Consider the following 13,855-nt stretch of genomic DNA (forward strand, 5'->3'; position numbering starts at 1 on the left):
GGCATGGCTGCCCACGCCCTGTATCGCCGCGCGATTCCCGCCGCGGCGCGGATTACCCGATGGCATGCACCCGACGGGTGGGTGCATCGCCGGTTCGACTGGCCGGCGGCAGAGGGTGCCCGCCAGCGCGGCGCCATGCTGTTCCAGGTCGGGCGCGGCGACATATTCGAGAAATATCTGGAGAGCTTCGCCCACTGGCGTGCGTGCGGTTGGTCGATCACGAGCTTCGACTGGCGCGGGCAGGCGGGCTCCGGCCGGCTGACCGACGATCCCCACTGCGGCCACATCGATTCGTTCGACACCTATGTCGACGACCTCGCGGCCTTTGCCGCCGCCTGGCGGAAGGAGCGGGCGGGGCCGCACGTGATGGTCGGCCATTCGATGGGCGGGCACCTGGTGCTGCGCGCGCTGGCAGAGGGCCGGGTGACGGCGGATGCCGCAGTGCTGGTCGCGCCGATGCTGGGATTGAAGGCACCGTTCGGCCCGCGTTTCGGTGAGCGCGCGGCGCGGCTGCTGGCCGGGCTCGGCCGCAGCAGCCGCCGGGCGTGGCGTGCCAACGAGCGACCCTTCACCCGCGCCGCGCGCCAGACGCTGCTCACCTCCGACCGGGCGCGCTATGAGGACGAGCTTTGGTGGATGGAGGCGAACCCCGCCCACCGCACCGGGCCGCCGAGTTGGGCCTGGGTGCTGGAGGCGTTCCGGTCGACCCGCACGTTGAACGCGAGCCCTGCGCTCGCCACGCTGGACGTACCGGTCCAGCTGCTGGTGGCGGAGGGGGATGCGCTGGTCGATCCCAAGGCGGCGCTGGCGGTGGCGGCGCGGCTCAAGCGGGGAACCCTGGTCCGGTTCGGACCGGAGGCCCGCCACGAACTGCTGCGCGAGAGCGATGCGATCCGCGATCGCGCGATCGGCGAGATCGACCGCTTCCTGGCCGAAGTTCTGGTACCGGCGTGACTCGCCGGATCGCCATCGTGGGCGCAGGCATGGCCGGCGCCAGCCTTGCCGCGAGCATCGCCGGTAGCGACTCGGTCGTGCTGCTGGAGGCGGAGGCGCATCCGGGCTTCCACGCCACGGGCCGCTCGGCGGCCTTCTGGTCGGAGACCTATGGCGGCCCGGGGGTGCAGCCGCTCACCAGCGCGTCGGGGCCGTTCCTCCACCAGCCCCCGCCGGAGTTCGGCGGCGAGCCGTTCCTGGCCGAGCGGGGCGAACTGATGATCGCGCCCGCAACAGAGCCGGCGGCACTGGACGCGTTCGAAGCGCGGTTCGCCGGATCGGGAATCGCGATGTTGCGCGAGGACGCGGCGGGGCGGGTGCCGGGCCTGAGAGGCGAATGGCAGGGCCTGTGGATGCCGAGCTGCGCGGACATCGACGTAGCGCGATTGCACGGGGCGTTTCTGGCCCGCGCGCGCCGGCTTGGCGCCACCCTGCGCTGCGACGCGATGCTGGTGGAGGCGCGGCGCGAGGCGGGAAGCTGGCGGCTTCGGCTGGGCGACGGCGGGATGGTGGAGGCCGACGTGCTCGTCGACGCGGCCGGCGCCTGGGCGGACCGGGTGGCGGCGCTCGCGGGTGCGCGGCCGGTCGGCATCCAGCCCTATCGCCGCACCATGGTGCAGCTGCGCGTCGATCCGCCCGCGCCGCAGTCGCTGCCGGTGGTGATGGACGCGGCGGGTGGTTTCTACTTCAAGCCCGAGCCTGGCGGGCGGGTGTGGCTGACGCCGCATGACGAGACGCCGGCCGAGCCGGGCGACGTTGCGGCGGAGGAGATCGACGTGGCGCTCGCGATCGATCGCATGCAGCGCGTCGTCGACTGGCGGGTCGAGGCGGTCGAGCGGCGCTGGGCCGGCTTGCGCAGCTTCGCGCCGGATCGGCTGCCGGTCTATGGCTGGGACCCGCGGGTCGAGGGATTGTTCTGGTGCGCCGGGCAGGGGGGCTTCGGCATCCAGACCGCGCCCGCGGGCGCCGCCCTGTGCGCGGCGCTGATGGGACGGGGGACCGTGCCGTCGGGCGTGGACGCCGCTCTCTACCGCCCGGAACGCTTCGGCTGACGCCTCAGGCCGCGGCGCTCCGGCTGCCCACCGCCATCGCCGCGTCACTCGCGAGCTTGTCGGCGCGCTCGTTCTCCGGATGGCCGGCGTGGCCCTTCACCCAGACCCACTTGATCTGGTGCGGCTTGGCGGCGGCGAGCAGCGCCTGCCAGAGTTCGGCGTTCTTCACGGGCTTGCGATCGGCGGTCTTCCAGCCGTTCTTCTGCCAGCCGTGGATCCACTTGGTGAGCCCGTCCATCACGTAGCGGCTGTCGGTCGACAGCGTCACCTGGCACGGCCGCTTGAGGGCGTTCAACCCCTCGATCGCGGCCATCAGTTCCATGCGGTTGTTGGTGGTATGCGCCTCGCCGCCCGACATCTCACGCTCGTGCTCGCCGGAGCGGATCACCACGCCCCAGCCGCCGCGGCCGGGATTGCCCTTGCACGCGCCGTCGGTGAAGATTTCGACGGGGGTCAGTTCGGTCATGCAAACGCGTTCCTGTTGTTCTCGTACCAATCGAGCCGCCGCAGATAGGCGAGCGGGTCCTTGCGCGTCACCAGCGCATCGGCGGGGGTGTTGATCCAGTCCCATGCGCGCGTCAGCAGGAAGCGGATGCACGCCCCCTCCGCCAGCACGGGCAGCGCCGCACGTTCCTCGGCCGAGAGGCCGAAGCCGGCGTCATAGCCTTCCAGCAAGGCGCGTCCGACGGCGGGGTCGAGCGGCGTGCCGGTGCCATCGAAGCTCCACGCGGAGTGCATCACGGCCAGGTCGTAGGCGCGCACGTCGGTGCAGGCGAAGTAGAAGTCGATGAGGCCGGTGACTTCGTCGCCCAGCATCAGCACATTGTCGGGGAACAGGTCGGCGTGGATGGCGCCGACCGGCAGCTGGCGCGGCCAGGCGGCGAGGATGCGGTCGAGTGCGCTGTCCACCCGATCCCGCAGGCCGGCCTGGATGCTGTCGAGCCCGGACGCGCATTGCTCGAACAGCTGCGGCCAGGCCTCGACACCCATGGAGTTGGGGCGGACCGGTGCGAACTCGGTGAGCGCCGCGTGCATTCTGGCCATCGCCGCACCCCCGGCGCGGGCCTGCGCCGGCGTTGGCTGGCTGAGCGATACGCCGGACAGGAACTCGATCAGGCAGGCGGGGCGGCCTTCCAGCGTCTGGATCACCGTGCCGGTGCGGTCGGGCAGCGCCCGCGGCACCGGATTGCCGGCTTCGGCCAGCCGGTCGATCATCGCGAAGAAAAAGGGCAGGTCGCCCGCATCCACGCGCTTCTCGTAGAGCGTCAGGATGAAGCGGCCGCGGGTGGTGTCGACCAGATAGTTGGAGTTCTCGACCCCTTCGGCGATCCCCTTGGCCGAGACAAGCGCGCCCACGTCATAGCGGGCGAGGAAGGCGCCGAGCGCCTCCGCCGAAACCTGCGTATAGACGGCCACCGGTCAGGCGGCGGCGGCTTCGAGGCCGCGGGGCAGCTTGAAGGTAAGGGTCTCGCGGGTCATCTCGACCTCGCGCTCGTGGATCTCGAAGCGCTCGGCGAGGCGGTCGACCACCTCGCGCACCAGCATCTCCGGAGCAGACGCCCCGGCGGTGAGGCCGAGCGAGCCGACACCCTCCAGCCAGGCGAAGTCGATCTCGCTGCCGCGCTGGATCAGATGGGCGGGCGTGCCCTCGCGCTCGGCGACCTCGACCAGCCGCAGCGAGTTGGAGGAGTTGGGGGCGCCGATCACCAGCACCAGGTCCACGGACGACGCGATCGCCTTCACCGCGGCCTGGCGGTTGGAGGTCGCGTAGCAGATGTCGTCCGCCTTGGGCGCGACGATCGCGGGGAAGCGGCGCTGCAGCGTCGCCATGATGTCGGCAGTGTCGTCGACCGACAGCGTGGTCTGGGTGAGGAAGGCGAGGTTGTTCGGGTCGATCGGCATCACCGCCTCGGCATCCGCCACCGTCTCGATCAGCGTCATCTGGCCCTGCGGCACCTGGCCGAAGGTGCCGATCACTTCCGGGTGGCCGGCGTGGCCCACGAACAGGATGTGGTGGCCGGTGGTCACCAGCCGCTCGGCCTGGCGGTGTACCTTCGAGACCAGCGGGCAGGTGGCGTCGAGATATTCGAGGCCGCGATCTTCCGCCTCGGCCGGCACCGACTTGGGCACGCCATGGGCGGAGAACACCACCGGCACGCCGGCGGGCACCTCGTCCAGTTCCTCGACGAATACCGCGCCCTTGGCGCGCAGGCTGTCGACCACGAACTTGTTGTGGACGATTTCGTGCCGGACGTAGACGGGCGCGCCGTGCTTCTCGATCGCGAGCTCGACGATGCGGATCGCGCGGTCGACCCCGGCGCAGAAACCGCGGGGCGCCGCGATCAGCAGCTCGAGGACGGGCTTGGCAGCGGGCGGCGTGGCGGGATCGGTCATCACCCCCGCGCATCTACGCGATTGCTTGCGCGCTTGAAAGGCGCTTCCTATGCTGGCGGCGGTCCGGGTCGGCGCTGCATGCGACGGCCCGTTCGTCGTGAAAGGTGTACTCCCCTGTGATCGTCCGAACGCTCGCTGTTTCCGCTGTCGCGCTCCTCGCCCTCGCGGGGTGCAGCCGTAAAGGCGAGATCGACGTGACCCGTGGCGTCGGCATCACCACGGTCCGCTCCGCCTGTCCGGCGGCGGGCGTGCCCGCCGGCACCGGCGACATCACCCTGTTCGATCCGGCCGGCACCCAGCTGGCGAGCGCGATCGACGTGACTGCGACGATCACCAACGTGCGCGCCACCTGCAACGAGACGGGCGAGGACATCGTCTCCACCGTCACCTTCGACATTCAGGCGCGCCGCACCCGCACCGACGGCGCTCGACAGGTCGACCTGCCGTACTTCCTGACGGTGGTGCGCGGCGGATCGCAGGTGGTGGCCAAGCGCATCAACCATGCCGTGCTCGACTTCGCCCCCGGCGAGGCGCGCGCCCAGGCGACCGGCAGCGCGACCGCGGTCGTGCAGCGTTCGGCGGCGACGCTCCCGGACGAGATCCGCCAGCAGATCACCCGCCCGCGCAAGGCCGGCGCAGAGGATGCTGCGGTCGACCCGCTGTCGACTCCGGAAGTGCGCCAGGCCGTGCTCAACGCCTCGTTCGAGGCGCTGGTCGGCTTCCAGCTGACCCAGGACCAGCTGCGCTACAACGCCACGCGCTGATCGGACGCCGGTCTAATCGACGCTCACCGCGCGAGGCCGATTGACTCGGCCCCGCGGTCGAGCCAGAGCGGGCGCGTCGATGGCCGGGAACGGCCATGGGCACGCGCGGGAGAGCGCCGCCGGCCTTGGAGGCCGCATGCGGCCGCCGAAGGAGCAACCGCCCCGGAATCTCTCAGGCTAAAGGGACCGCGCGCGCCAACGACACTCTGGAAAGCGCGCCGTTATTTCGGCGCCACCGAAGGGGTAAGCGCGGAACTCTCGCGCGAAAGCTCTCAGGTTCCGTGACAGAGGGGGCGGCGGGGATGCGGGGAGGCCTGTGTCTGCGTCGTGCCAGACCTGCCGGAGACTGCGCGAATGAGCGACCCGATTTCCTCTTCCGATGCGGACGGCTTCGAGCCGATCGCGCCCTCGCTGCTGCCGCTCGACGCCTGGCATCGCGCCAAGGGCGGTCGCATGGTGCCCTTCGCCGGCTATGAGATGCCGGTGCAGTATGAAGGCATCATGGCCGAGCACCTGTGGACCCGTAGCCACGCCGGCCTGTTCGACGTCAGCCACATGGGCCAGCTGCTGTTCACGGGCGAGGGCGTTGCCCAGGCCCTCGAGGCGCTGCTGCCGGGCGACCTCCAGGTGCTGGCACCCAACCGCATGCGCTATTCGCTGCTGCTCGCCGACAATGGCGGCATCCTCGACGACCTGATGGTGACCCGCCTGCCGGAAACGCATCCGTTCGGCGAGGCGGGTGAGCCGGCGCCTGCGGGCGAGGCCTTCTACATGGTCGTGAACGGCGCCACCAAATACGACGACCTCGGCCATCTGCGTGAGGCGCTGCCCGACTCGATCACCATCAACCATCTGGAAGAGCGCGCGCTGCTCGCGCTCCAAGGGCCTGAGGCGGTCGCCACGCTCGCGCGGCTGGTGCCGGGCGTCGACGCGCTGCGCTTCATGACGGCGGGTGCGTTCGAGTGGGCCGGCCACGCGCTGTGGATCAGCCGGTCGGGCTACACCGGCGAGGACGGCTGCGAGATCTCGCTGCCGGCCGAGGCTGCCGAGGCCTTTGCCGACGCGCTCACTGCCCAGGCGGAGGTGAAGCCGATTGGTCTCGGCGCGCGTGATTCGCTGCGCCTCGAAGCGGGCTTGCCGCTCTACGGCCACGACCTGGACGAGGAGACCACGCCGGTCGCCGCCGACCTTGGCTTTGCGCTGTCGAAGCGCCGCCGTGAGGAGGGGGGCTTCCCCGGTGCCGAGCGCATCCTGGCCGAGCGTGCCGAGGGTTCGGCGACCAAGCGCGTCGGCCTGCGCGTCGACGGGCGCCAGCCGGTGCGCGAGGGCGCGACCGTCGTCGACCAGGCCGGCAAGACCATCGGCCGCGTGACCTCGGGCGGCTTTGCCCCCAGCGTCGGCGCGCCGATCGCCATGGCCTATGTGCCCGCCGCGCTCGCGGTGCCCGGCACCGAGATCACCCTGTCCCAGCGCGGCAAGGCCCATACCGCCGAGGTCGTGCCGATGCCGTTCATTTCCCACCGTTACGTCCGCTAAGGAGCGCCGTCGATGAGCCGTTATTTCACCGAAGAACATGAGTGGGTCGAAGTCGACGGCGACGTCGCGACCGTCGGCATCACCGAATATGCCCAGAGCCAGCTGGGCGACATCGTGTTCGTCGAAGTTCCCGAGGAAGGCCGCGAGCTGACCAAGGGCGACGAGGCCGCGGTGGTCGAATCGGTCAAGGCCGCTTCCGACGTCTACACGCCGGCATCGGGCACCGTGGTCGAGGGCAATGCCGAGCTCGAGGCGAGCCCGGCCCTCGTCAACGAGGATCCGGAAGGCGACGGCTGGTTCTTCCGCCTGACCCTGTCCGACCCGTCCGAGCTCGAAGGGCTGATGGACGCGGACAAGTACGCGGCGTTCGTCGCCAAGCTCTGAACCCCAAGTCCGCCAGCTTTAGGCTGGCATCTCGGGCGGCGGGCGTGGCTCTTGTGGAGTGAGCCCGCCGCATGAGAAACCGGCGGTCGCCGGACCTTTGCAAGAGGCGCAACAGGCGTCCAGACACTCCCGTATCCCTGCGCAGGCAGGGATCCAGGGCCAAGCAGAGCAACGGCTCGCGGCGCTTGAAACCCTGGGCTCCTGCCTTCGCAGGAGCACGAGACAGCGCTTTGCAAAGGTCTTGGCCAGCCGGGCTCCCGTCCCGAAGGATTGCCATGCGCTACCTGCCCCTGACCCAGCCTGACCGTGAGGCGATGCTCGCCGCGGTGGGCGCGTCCTCCGTCGACGCGCTGTTTGCCGATGTGCCGGAGGCCGCGCGCCTCGACGGCCCCGTGCCCGGCCTGCCCAACCACGCCAGCGAACTCGCCGTCGAGCGCCACCTGTCGGCGCTTGCCGCCAAGAACCTCGCCGCCGGCACGGCGCCGTTCTTTCTCGGCTGCGGCGCCTATCGCCACCATGTGCCGGCGAGCGTCGACCATCTGATCCAGCGCGGCGAGTATCTCACCGCCTACACGCCCTATCAGCCGGAAATCGCGCAGGGCACGCTGCAGATGCTGTTCGAGTTCCAGACGCAGGTCGCGCAGCTGTTCGGCTGCGACGTGGCGAACGCGTCGATGTACGACGGCTCCACCGCCTGCTGGGAAGCGATCACTATGGCGCGCCGGGTCACCCGCCGCGGCAAGGCGATCCTCTCGTCGGGGCTCCACCCGCACTATGTCTCGGTCGCCAACACCATGGCGAAGTTCACCGGCGACCTGCTGGAGACCTCCGCGCCGACGCTGACCGCCGACACCGATGCCGAGGCGCTGATCGCCGCGATCGACGGGGATACGTCGTGCGTGGTCGTCCAGTATCCGGACATCCTCGGCCGCATCCCGGACCTGCGCCCGATCGCCGAGGCGGCACACGCCAACAAGGCGCTGCTGATCGCCGTCGTCACCGAGCCGGTGGCGCTGGGCGCGATCGCCTCGCCGGGCGAGCTGGGCGCCGACATCGTCGTCGGCGAAGGCCAGTCGCTGGGCGTCGGCCTGCAGTTCGGCGGGCCGTACGTCGGCCTGTTCGCCTGCTCCGACAAGCTGGTCCGCCAGATGCCGGGCCGCCTGTGCGGCGAGACCGTGGATGCCGAGGGCAAGCGCGGCTTCGTGCTGACGCTGTCGACCCGCGAGCAGCACATTCGCCGCGAAAAGGCGACGTCGAACATCTGCACCAACTCGGGGCTGTGCGCGCTCGCCTTCTCGATCCACATGACGCTCTTGGGCGAGAAGGGCCTGCGCCAGCTGGCCGCGAGCAACCACGCCCGCGCTGTGGCGGCCGCCGACCGGCTGGCGAAGGTGCCGGGCATCGAGCTGGTCAACACCAGCTTCTTCAACGAGTTCACGCTCAAGCTGTCGAAGGAAGCACGGCCGGTCGTCCGGACGTTGGCCGACAGGGGGGTGCTCGCGGGCGTCTCGCTCGGCCGGCTCTATCCGGGCGAGGCGGAGCTTGCGAACGGCCTGGTGGTGGCGGTGACCGAGACGGTGACCGCAGAAGATATCGAGACGCTCGCAACCGAGCTCGAAGAGGTGCTGGCATGACGATCAACCAGAGCGGCTGGCGCCCCGAGATGGGCGGCGGCGACGAGGCCACCCAGGCGACCTTCACCGGCAACCGCGCGCTGATGCTCGAAGAGCCGCTGCTGTTCGAGATCGGCTCGGCCGACGTGACCGGCGTCGACTTCGACGAAGCGCCCGAGGCGCCGTCGCGGCTCGGCGGCATGGAGCGGAAGGACCCGATCGGCCTGCCCGGCCTGTCGGAGCCGGAAGCGGTGCGTCACTACACGCGCCTCAGCCGTCAAAACTATGCGATCGACCTGGGCCTGTTCCCGCTCGGCTCATGCACGATGAAGCACAACCCGCGCCTCAACGAACGCATGGCGCGCCTGCCGGGCTTTGCCGACGTGCACCCGCTGCAGCCGGTCGACACGGTGCAGGGCGCGCTGGAGGTGATCCACCAGCTCGCGCACTGGCTGGTGACGCTGACGGGCATGGACTCGGTTGCGATGAGCCCCAAGGCGGGCGCGCATGGCGAGCTGTGCGGCATTCTCGCGATCCGCGCGGCGCTGGAAGCCAAGGGCGAGGGCCACCGCAAGGTGATCCTGGTGCCCGAGAGCGCGCACGGCACCAACCCCGCGACCGCGGCCTTTGCCGGCTTCAAGGTCGAGGACATCCCCGCGACCGCCGAGGGCCGCGTCGACCTGGAGGCGCTGAAGGCGCGGCTGGGGCCCGACGTCGCGGGCGTGATGATCACCAACCCGAACACCTGCGGCCTGTTCGAGCGCGACATGCGCGCGATCAGCGATGCGGTGCATGACGCGGGCGGCTATGTCTATTGCGACGGCGCCAACTTCAACGCGATCGTCGGGCGCGTGCGTCCGGGCGACCTCGGCGTCGATGCGATGCACATCAACCTGCACAAGACCTTCTCGACGCCGCACGGCGGCGGCGGGCCGGGTTCGGGGCCGGTGGTGTTCTCGGCGGCGCTCACGCCGTTCGCACCGCTGCCCTTCGTCGAGAAGCAGGGCGACCGCTTCGCGCTGATCGAGGAAGAGACCGCGGGCGAGCACCACGCCGGCAGCTTCGGCCGCATGGTCGCCTTCCACGGTCAGATGGGCATGTTCACCCGTGCGCTCAGCTACATCCTCAGCCACGGCGCCGATGGCCTCTACCAGGTGTCGGGCGATGCGGTGCTCAACGCCAACTATGTCCTGCGCCAGCTGGAAGACGTGCTCGACGCGCCGTTCGGCGGCAGCGGCCCGTGCATGCACGAGGCGCTGTTCTCGGACGCAGGCCTGGCAGAGGGCTTCACCACGCTGGACGTGGCCAAGGGGCTCATCGACGAGGGCTATCACCCGATGACGATGTACTTCCCGCTGGTCGTCCACGGCGCGATGCTGATCGAGCCGACTGAAACCGAGTCGAAGGCCGCGCTCGACCAGTTCATCGGCGCGCTGCGGTCGGTGGCGGAACGCGCCAAGGCCGGCGACCAGGCACTGAAGGGCGCACCGCACTTCGCGCCGCGCCGTCGCCTGGACGAGACCCAGGCGGCCCGCAAGCCGGTGCTGCGCTGGAAGGCGCCGCAGCCGGCGGCGCAAGCGGCCGAGTAACCGCACAGCCTCCTCCCGGGCCCGCGTCCGGGAGGAGAGGCTGCCGATACTTGCGCGTGGGCGTCGCTCGTGGAGACGACGCCGGAACCGTCCAAGTATCGCCCACGTTGTTCCGAATAGTTCACGCTCCGTTCAACCGCGTTCTGCGACCGATGCGGACATTCCTATTCGGGAGAATTCCCATGTTTCTGAAGCGCATCCGTACTCTCGCGCTGATCGCGGCAGCGGGCCTGGGCGTCAGCGCCTGCACCTATGGCGACGGCGGCTATGGCTATAGCGGCGTATCCGTCGGCTATGGCTCCGCCGGTTACTATGATCCCTATTATGACGGCTATGGCGCCGGCTACTACGGCAGCGGCTTCGGCTCGCCCTATTGGGGCTGGCAGGGCAATTACTATTATCCGGGCACCGGCTACTACGTTTACGACCGCTATCGCCGCCCGCACCGCTGGACCGACAGCCAGCGCCGCTATTGGGAGCAGCGCCGGCACAACTGGCGCGGCGATGGCCGTCCGGGCAACAACTGGAACGACTTCCGCCCCGGCGACGGTCGTCCGGGCGTGCGTCCCGGCCGTCCGGGTGACGGACGCCCCGGTCGTCCCGGCTATGGCCGTCCGGACGACGGCCGCCCGGGTGTTCGCCCGGGGCAAGGCGGCGAGTACCGTCCCGGCGTCCGTCCTGGTCGGCCTGGTTCCTGGGTCCCCAGTTCGCGTCCGGGCCAGGGCGGCGCGGGTGCCCAGCGCCCGGATCGCCCCGGCGGCAGCGACGCGCGGCCGGGCGGCCGTCCGAGCCCGAGCTGGGGAGATCGCGGCGGCCGGTCGAGCCCGCGTTGGGGTGGCCAGAGCGGCCGCTCCAGCCCGCGCTGGGGCGGGCAGGGTGGCCGTTCGGGCGGCCCGCGCTCCAGCGGCCGGGGCGGATCGCGTCCGAACTGACCCTGGGGGGCGGCGGGCTCCGGGCTGAACCCGGGGCCCGCGCCGCCCGAGCGCGTTACTGCGCCTTGAGGGCGCCGCGGAACGGCGCGTCCGTGCCGTCGACCCCTTGGGCGGGCGGCAGGCCGATCAGGTCGCGCAGCAGCGGGTAGACGTCGACGTTATCGAAGTCCGGCAGCGTGCGCCCGCTCGCAAAGGCGGGGCCGTTGGCGATGAACAGCGCCGTCATGTCCGGCGCCATGTTGTCGAAGCCATGGCTGCCGCCGGCCTGCGGCTGTGTCGGCGTGGTCGGCAGCACCTGCCAGCCGTCCTCCGCCAGGCACAGGATCGCCGGCACGCGCGGGTTGCGGCCATAGTGGAAGCGGGCCGGGATATCCCCCTTGCGCCAGCACTCCATGTGCGCATGCGGCTTCAACAGCGCCTTTTCGACCGCCGCTTCCTTGCCCGGCGTCGGCGTCAGCGCGGCGTAAGGGCCTGCCTCCACGACGTGGTAGAGCGACGGGTCGGCGAGCTTGTCGAGGGCCACGACCCGCTCGCTGGTGGTGGCGGCCATGCCGTGATCGGCGACGATCACCAGGTTTGCAGGCTGGCCCATCGCGGCGAGACCATCGACGAGCGCACCGACGGCTGCGTCCACATCGGCAGCGGCCTCGTTCACTTCGCGTGAGTCCGGGCCGAACTGATGGCCGGCACTGTCCACCGCCTCGAAATAGAGGGTGAGCAGGCGCGGGCGGATGTCGGCCGGGCGGCGTAGCCAGTCGAGCACGCCGTTGACGCGCTGAGTCGGGCTGATCGCCTGGTTGTACTGCTGCCAGTCGGACGGGCGGGTGCCGCCCTGCGTCTTGTGCGGCCATTCGGCGGCACGGGTGGCGCCGATCGGAACGTTCGAGCCGGGCCAGAACTGGGTGGCCGTACGGATGCCGGCCTTCTCGGCCGCTACCCAGATCGGCTCGGCGCCGTTCCACCAGCTCGGATCGTCCGTCGCCATGGTGAAGACGTTCTTGGGATCCGCGGGATCCTCCATGCGATTGGCGACGATGCCGTGCCGGTCGGGCCGCACGCCGGTCACCAGCGTCCAGTGATTGGGGAAGGTCTTGGACGGGAAGGAGGGGTGCATCGGCCCGGTCACGCCGGTTGCGGCGAGGCGGGAGAGCACCGGCGTGACGCCGCGCTGCAGATAATCGGGGCGGAAGCCGTCGATCGAGACGAGGATGGTGACGGGCGCTCTTGCCTCAGTCGCGGGAGCCGCCGGGGCAGTGCCGGCGACCCTGTCCGGAGCAGGTAGGGTCTGGGTGCAGGCGGCGAGCGAAGCGACGGCCAGGAACGCGGCGGAGAGGGGCTTGAGCATGGCCCGCCCTTCGCGCGCGTCCGCGGCAGGAATATGACAGTTGGCCCCTTGGCCGGCCTTTCGACCGGCAAAGGATCAGACGTTGAAGCGGAACAGCATCACGTCGCCGTCGTGGACGACATATTCCTTGCCCTCCTGGCGCAGCTTGCCCGCCTCCCGCGCGCCGGCTTCGCCGTTGCAGGCGACATAGTCGTCATAGGCGATGGTCTCGGCGCGGATGAAGCCGCGCTCGAAGTCGGTGTGGATCTCGCCCGCGGCCTGCGGCGCCTTGGCACCGGCTTCCACTGTCCAGGCGCGCGCTTCCTTGGGGCCGACCGTGAAGAAGGTCAGCAGGTTGAGCAGCTTGTAGCCGGCGCGGATCACGCGGGCGAGGCCGGTCTCGGTCAGGCCCAGGTCGCTCAGGAACTCCTGGCGGTCGGCAGGCTCCATGGTCGCGATCTCGGCCTCGATCGCGGCGGAGACGACGACGGCCTGTGCGCCCTCGGCCGCAGCCTTCTCGAACACCTTGGCGGAGAGCGCATTGCCCTCGGCCGCGTCTTCCTCGTTCACGTTGCAGACGTAGAGCACCGGCTTGGCGGTAAGCAGCTGCGCCTGGGCGAACACGCGCGCTTCCTCGTCGTCCTTGGGCTGGGTCAGCCGCGCCGGCTTGCCCTCACGCAGCAGCTCCAGTGCCTGGCCGAGCACGGAGGCGCCGATCTTGGCCTCCTTGTCGCCCTGCTGGCCCTTCTTGACGAGGTTGGGGACGCGCTTTTCCAGGCTCTCCAGGTCGGAGAGCATCAGCTCGGTCTCGACCGTCTCGGCGTCGGCGATCGGATCGACCTTGTTGTCGACGTGCTGGATGTCGTCGTTCTCGAAGCAGCGCAGGACGTGGACGATCGCGTCCACCTCACGAATGTTGCCCAGGAACTGGTTGCCCAGGCCCTCGCCCTTGGACGCGCCGCGCACGAGCCCCGCGATGTCCACGAAGCCGAGCTGGGTCTCGATGATCTTCTGCGAGCCGGCGATGGCGGCCAGCTTCTCCAGCCGCTCGTCGGGGACGGCGACGTTCCCGACGTTGGGCTCGATGGTGCAGAACGGATAGTTCGCCGCCTGCGCCGCTGCCGTCTGGGTCAGCGCGTTGAAAAGAGTGGACTTGCCGACGTTCGGAAGCCCGACGATGCCGCAGCGGAAACCCATGTCCGGTTCTTCGATCCCGATGGTGAAGGTGAAGCCCGCCGCATAGGCGTTTCGGGCTCCCTTTACCAGACGGGTGC

13 protein-coding genes and 1 riboswitch are annotated in these 13,855 nt (G+C 70.3%); of the genes, 8 read left to right on the forward strand and 5 right to left on the reverse strand.

From position 1 onward, the window contains the following. Positions 1-3 precede the first annotated feature (3 nt). Both MHZ35_RS08035 and MHZ35_RS08040 read left to right on the forward strand, forming a co-directional pair. Positions 4-954, forward strand: a complete 951-nt coding sequence (locus tag MHZ35_RS08035) for an alpha/beta fold hydrolase (RefSeq protein WP_239435133.1) — start codon at positions 4-6, stop codon at positions 952-954. Continuing rightward, positions 951-2,045, forward strand: a complete 1,095-nt coding sequence (locus MHZ35_RS08040) for an NAD(P)/FAD-dependent oxidoreductase (RefSeq protein WP_239435134.1) — start codon at positions 951-953, stop codon at positions 2,043-2,045. The genes MHZ35_RS08035 and MHZ35_RS08040 overlap by 4 nt, the downstream gene beginning before the upstream one ends. Positions 2,046-2,049: 4 nt before the next feature. Here MHZ35_RS08040 and rnhA read toward each other — a convergent pair whose 3' ends face one another. The 3 genes from rnhA to ispH are packed head-to-tail and all read right to left on the reverse strand — an operon-like array spanning position 2,050 to position 4,439. Then, entirely contained in the window at positions 2,050-2,511 is a 462-nt protein-coding gene (gene rnhA / locus MHZ35_RS08045; RefSeq protein ID WP_132882537.1) for a ribonuclease HI, read from the reverse strand. After that, a complete protein-coding gene (gene thrB, locus MHZ35_RS08050; RefSeq protein ID WP_239435135.1) occupies positions 2,508-3,461 on the reverse strand; it encodes a homoserine kinase in 954 nt (317 codons plus the stop codon). The genes rnhA and thrB overlap by 4 nt, the downstream gene beginning before the upstream one ends. A gap of 3 nt (positions 3,462-3,464) precedes the next feature. Further along, a complete protein-coding gene (gene ispH, locus MHZ35_RS08055; protein ID WP_239435136.1) occupies positions 3,465-4,439 on the reverse strand; it encodes a 4-hydroxy-3-methylbut-2-enyl diphosphate reductase in 975 nt (324 codons plus the stop codon). Between the two features lie 116 nt (positions 4,440-4,555). Here ispH and MHZ35_RS08060 point away from each other — a divergent pair, with 116 nt between their 5' ends. From MHZ35_RS08060 to MHZ35_RS08085, 6 genes are all read left to right on the forward strand, one after another. Continuing rightward, positions 4,556-5,203: a hypothetical protein gene (locus tag MHZ35_RS08060; protein WP_132882534.1), complete on the forward strand. Its 648-nt coding sequence runs from the start codon at positions 4,556-4,558 to the stop codon at positions 5,201-5,203. A gap of 96 nt (positions 5,204-5,299) precedes the next feature. After that, positions 5,300-5,402: riboswitch (glycine riboswitch) on the forward strand. Between the two features lie 155 nt (positions 5,403-5,557). After that, positions 5,558-6,739, forward strand: a complete 1,182-nt coding sequence (gene gcvT, locus MHZ35_RS08065) for a glycine cleavage system aminomethyltransferase GcvT (RefSeq protein WP_239435137.1) — start codon at positions 5,558-5,560, stop codon at positions 6,737-6,739. Between the two features lie 12 nt (positions 6,740-6,751). Then, positions 6,752-7,123: a glycine cleavage system protein GcvH gene (gene gcvH, locus MHZ35_RS08070; RefSeq protein ID WP_125958950.1), complete on the forward strand. Its 372-nt coding sequence runs from the start codon at positions 6,752-6,754 to the stop codon at positions 7,121-7,123. 275 nt (positions 7,124-7,398) lie between these two features. Next, positions 7,399-8,757, forward strand: a complete 1,359-nt coding sequence (gene gcvPA, locus MHZ35_RS08075) for an aminomethyl-transferring glycine dehydrogenase subunit GcvPA (RefSeq protein WP_239435138.1) — start codon at positions 7,399-7,401, stop codon at positions 8,755-8,757. Then, entirely contained in the window at positions 8,754-10,325 is a 1,572-nt protein-coding gene (gcvPB, locus tag MHZ35_RS08080; RefSeq protein WP_239435139.1) for an aminomethyl-transferring glycine dehydrogenase subunit GcvPB, read from the forward strand. Before gcvPA ends, gcvPB begins: the two co-directional genes overlap by 4 nt. A gap of 182 nt (positions 10,326-10,507) precedes the next feature. Further along, positions 10,508-11,257, forward strand: a complete 750-nt coding sequence (locus MHZ35_RS08085; RefSeq protein WP_239435140.1) for a hypothetical protein — start codon at positions 10,508-10,510, stop codon at positions 11,255-11,257. A gap of 55 nt (positions 11,258-11,312) precedes the next feature. On the opposite strand, the gene MHZ35_RS08090 is transcribed toward MHZ35_RS08085, so the two are convergent. Next, a complete protein-coding gene (locus MHZ35_RS08090) occupies positions 11,313-12,602 on the reverse strand; it encodes an alkaline phosphatase family protein (RefSeq protein WP_239435141.1) in 1,290 nt (429 codons plus the stop codon). 75 nt (positions 12,603-12,677) lie between these two features. Next, positions 12,678-13,778 carry a redox-regulated ATPase YchF gene (ychF, locus tag MHZ35_RS08095; RefSeq protein ID WP_132882528.1) on the reverse strand — a complete coding sequence of 367 codons (1,101 nt, stop codon included), beginning with the start codon at positions 13,776-13,778 and terminating at the stop codon, positions 12,678-12,680. Positions 13,779-13,855 lie beyond the last annotated feature (77 nt).

Source organism: Sphingomonas sp. ACRSK, assembly GCF_022346685.1.
Lineage (GTDB): Bacteria > Pseudomonadota > Alphaproteobacteria > Sphingomonadales > Sphingomonadaceae > Sphingomonas > Sphingomonas molluscorum.

Excerpts from the sequence above, each read along its gene's own strand:
- gcvPB (WP_239435139.1), top strand. The coding sequence starts at position 8,754 with ATGACGATCAACCAGAGCGGCTGGCGCCCCGAGATGGGCGGCGGCGAC.
- MHZ35_RS08090 (WP_239435141.1), bottom strand. The coding sequence starts at position 12,602 with ATGCTCAAGCCCCTCTCCGCCGCGTTCCTGGCCGTCGCTTCGCTCGCC.
- MHZ35_RS08085 (WP_239435140.1), top strand. The coding sequence starts at position 10,508 with ATGTTTCTGAAGCGCATCCGTACTCTCGCGCTGATCGCGGCAGCGGGC.
- gcvPA (WP_239435138.1), top strand. The coding sequence starts at position 7,399 with ATGCGCTACCTGCCCCTGACCCAGCCTGACCGTGAGGCGATGCTCGCC.
- gcvH (WP_125958950.1), top strand. The coding sequence starts at position 6,752 with ATGAGCCGTTATTTCACCGAAGAACATGAGTGGGTCGAAGTCGACGGC.
- MHZ35_RS08035 (WP_239435133.1), top strand. The coding sequence starts at position 4 with ATGGCTGCCCACGCCCTGTATCGCCGCGCGATTCCCGCCGCGGCGCGG.
- ispH (WP_239435136.1), bottom strand. The coding sequence starts at position 4,439 with ATGACCGATCCCGCCACGCCGCCCGCTGCCAAGCCCGTCCTCGAGCTG.
- rnhA (WP_132882537.1), bottom strand. The coding sequence starts at position 2,511 with ATGACCGAACTGACCCCCGTCGAAATCTTCACCGACGGCGCGTGCAAG.
- ychF (WP_132882528.1), bottom strand. The coding sequence starts at position 13,778 with ATGGGTTTCCGCTGCGGCATCGTCGGGCTTCCGAACGTCGGCAAGTCC.
- gcvT (WP_239435137.1), top strand. The coding sequence starts at position 5,558 with ATGAGCGACCCGATTTCCTCTTCCGATGCGGACGGCTTCGAGCCGATC.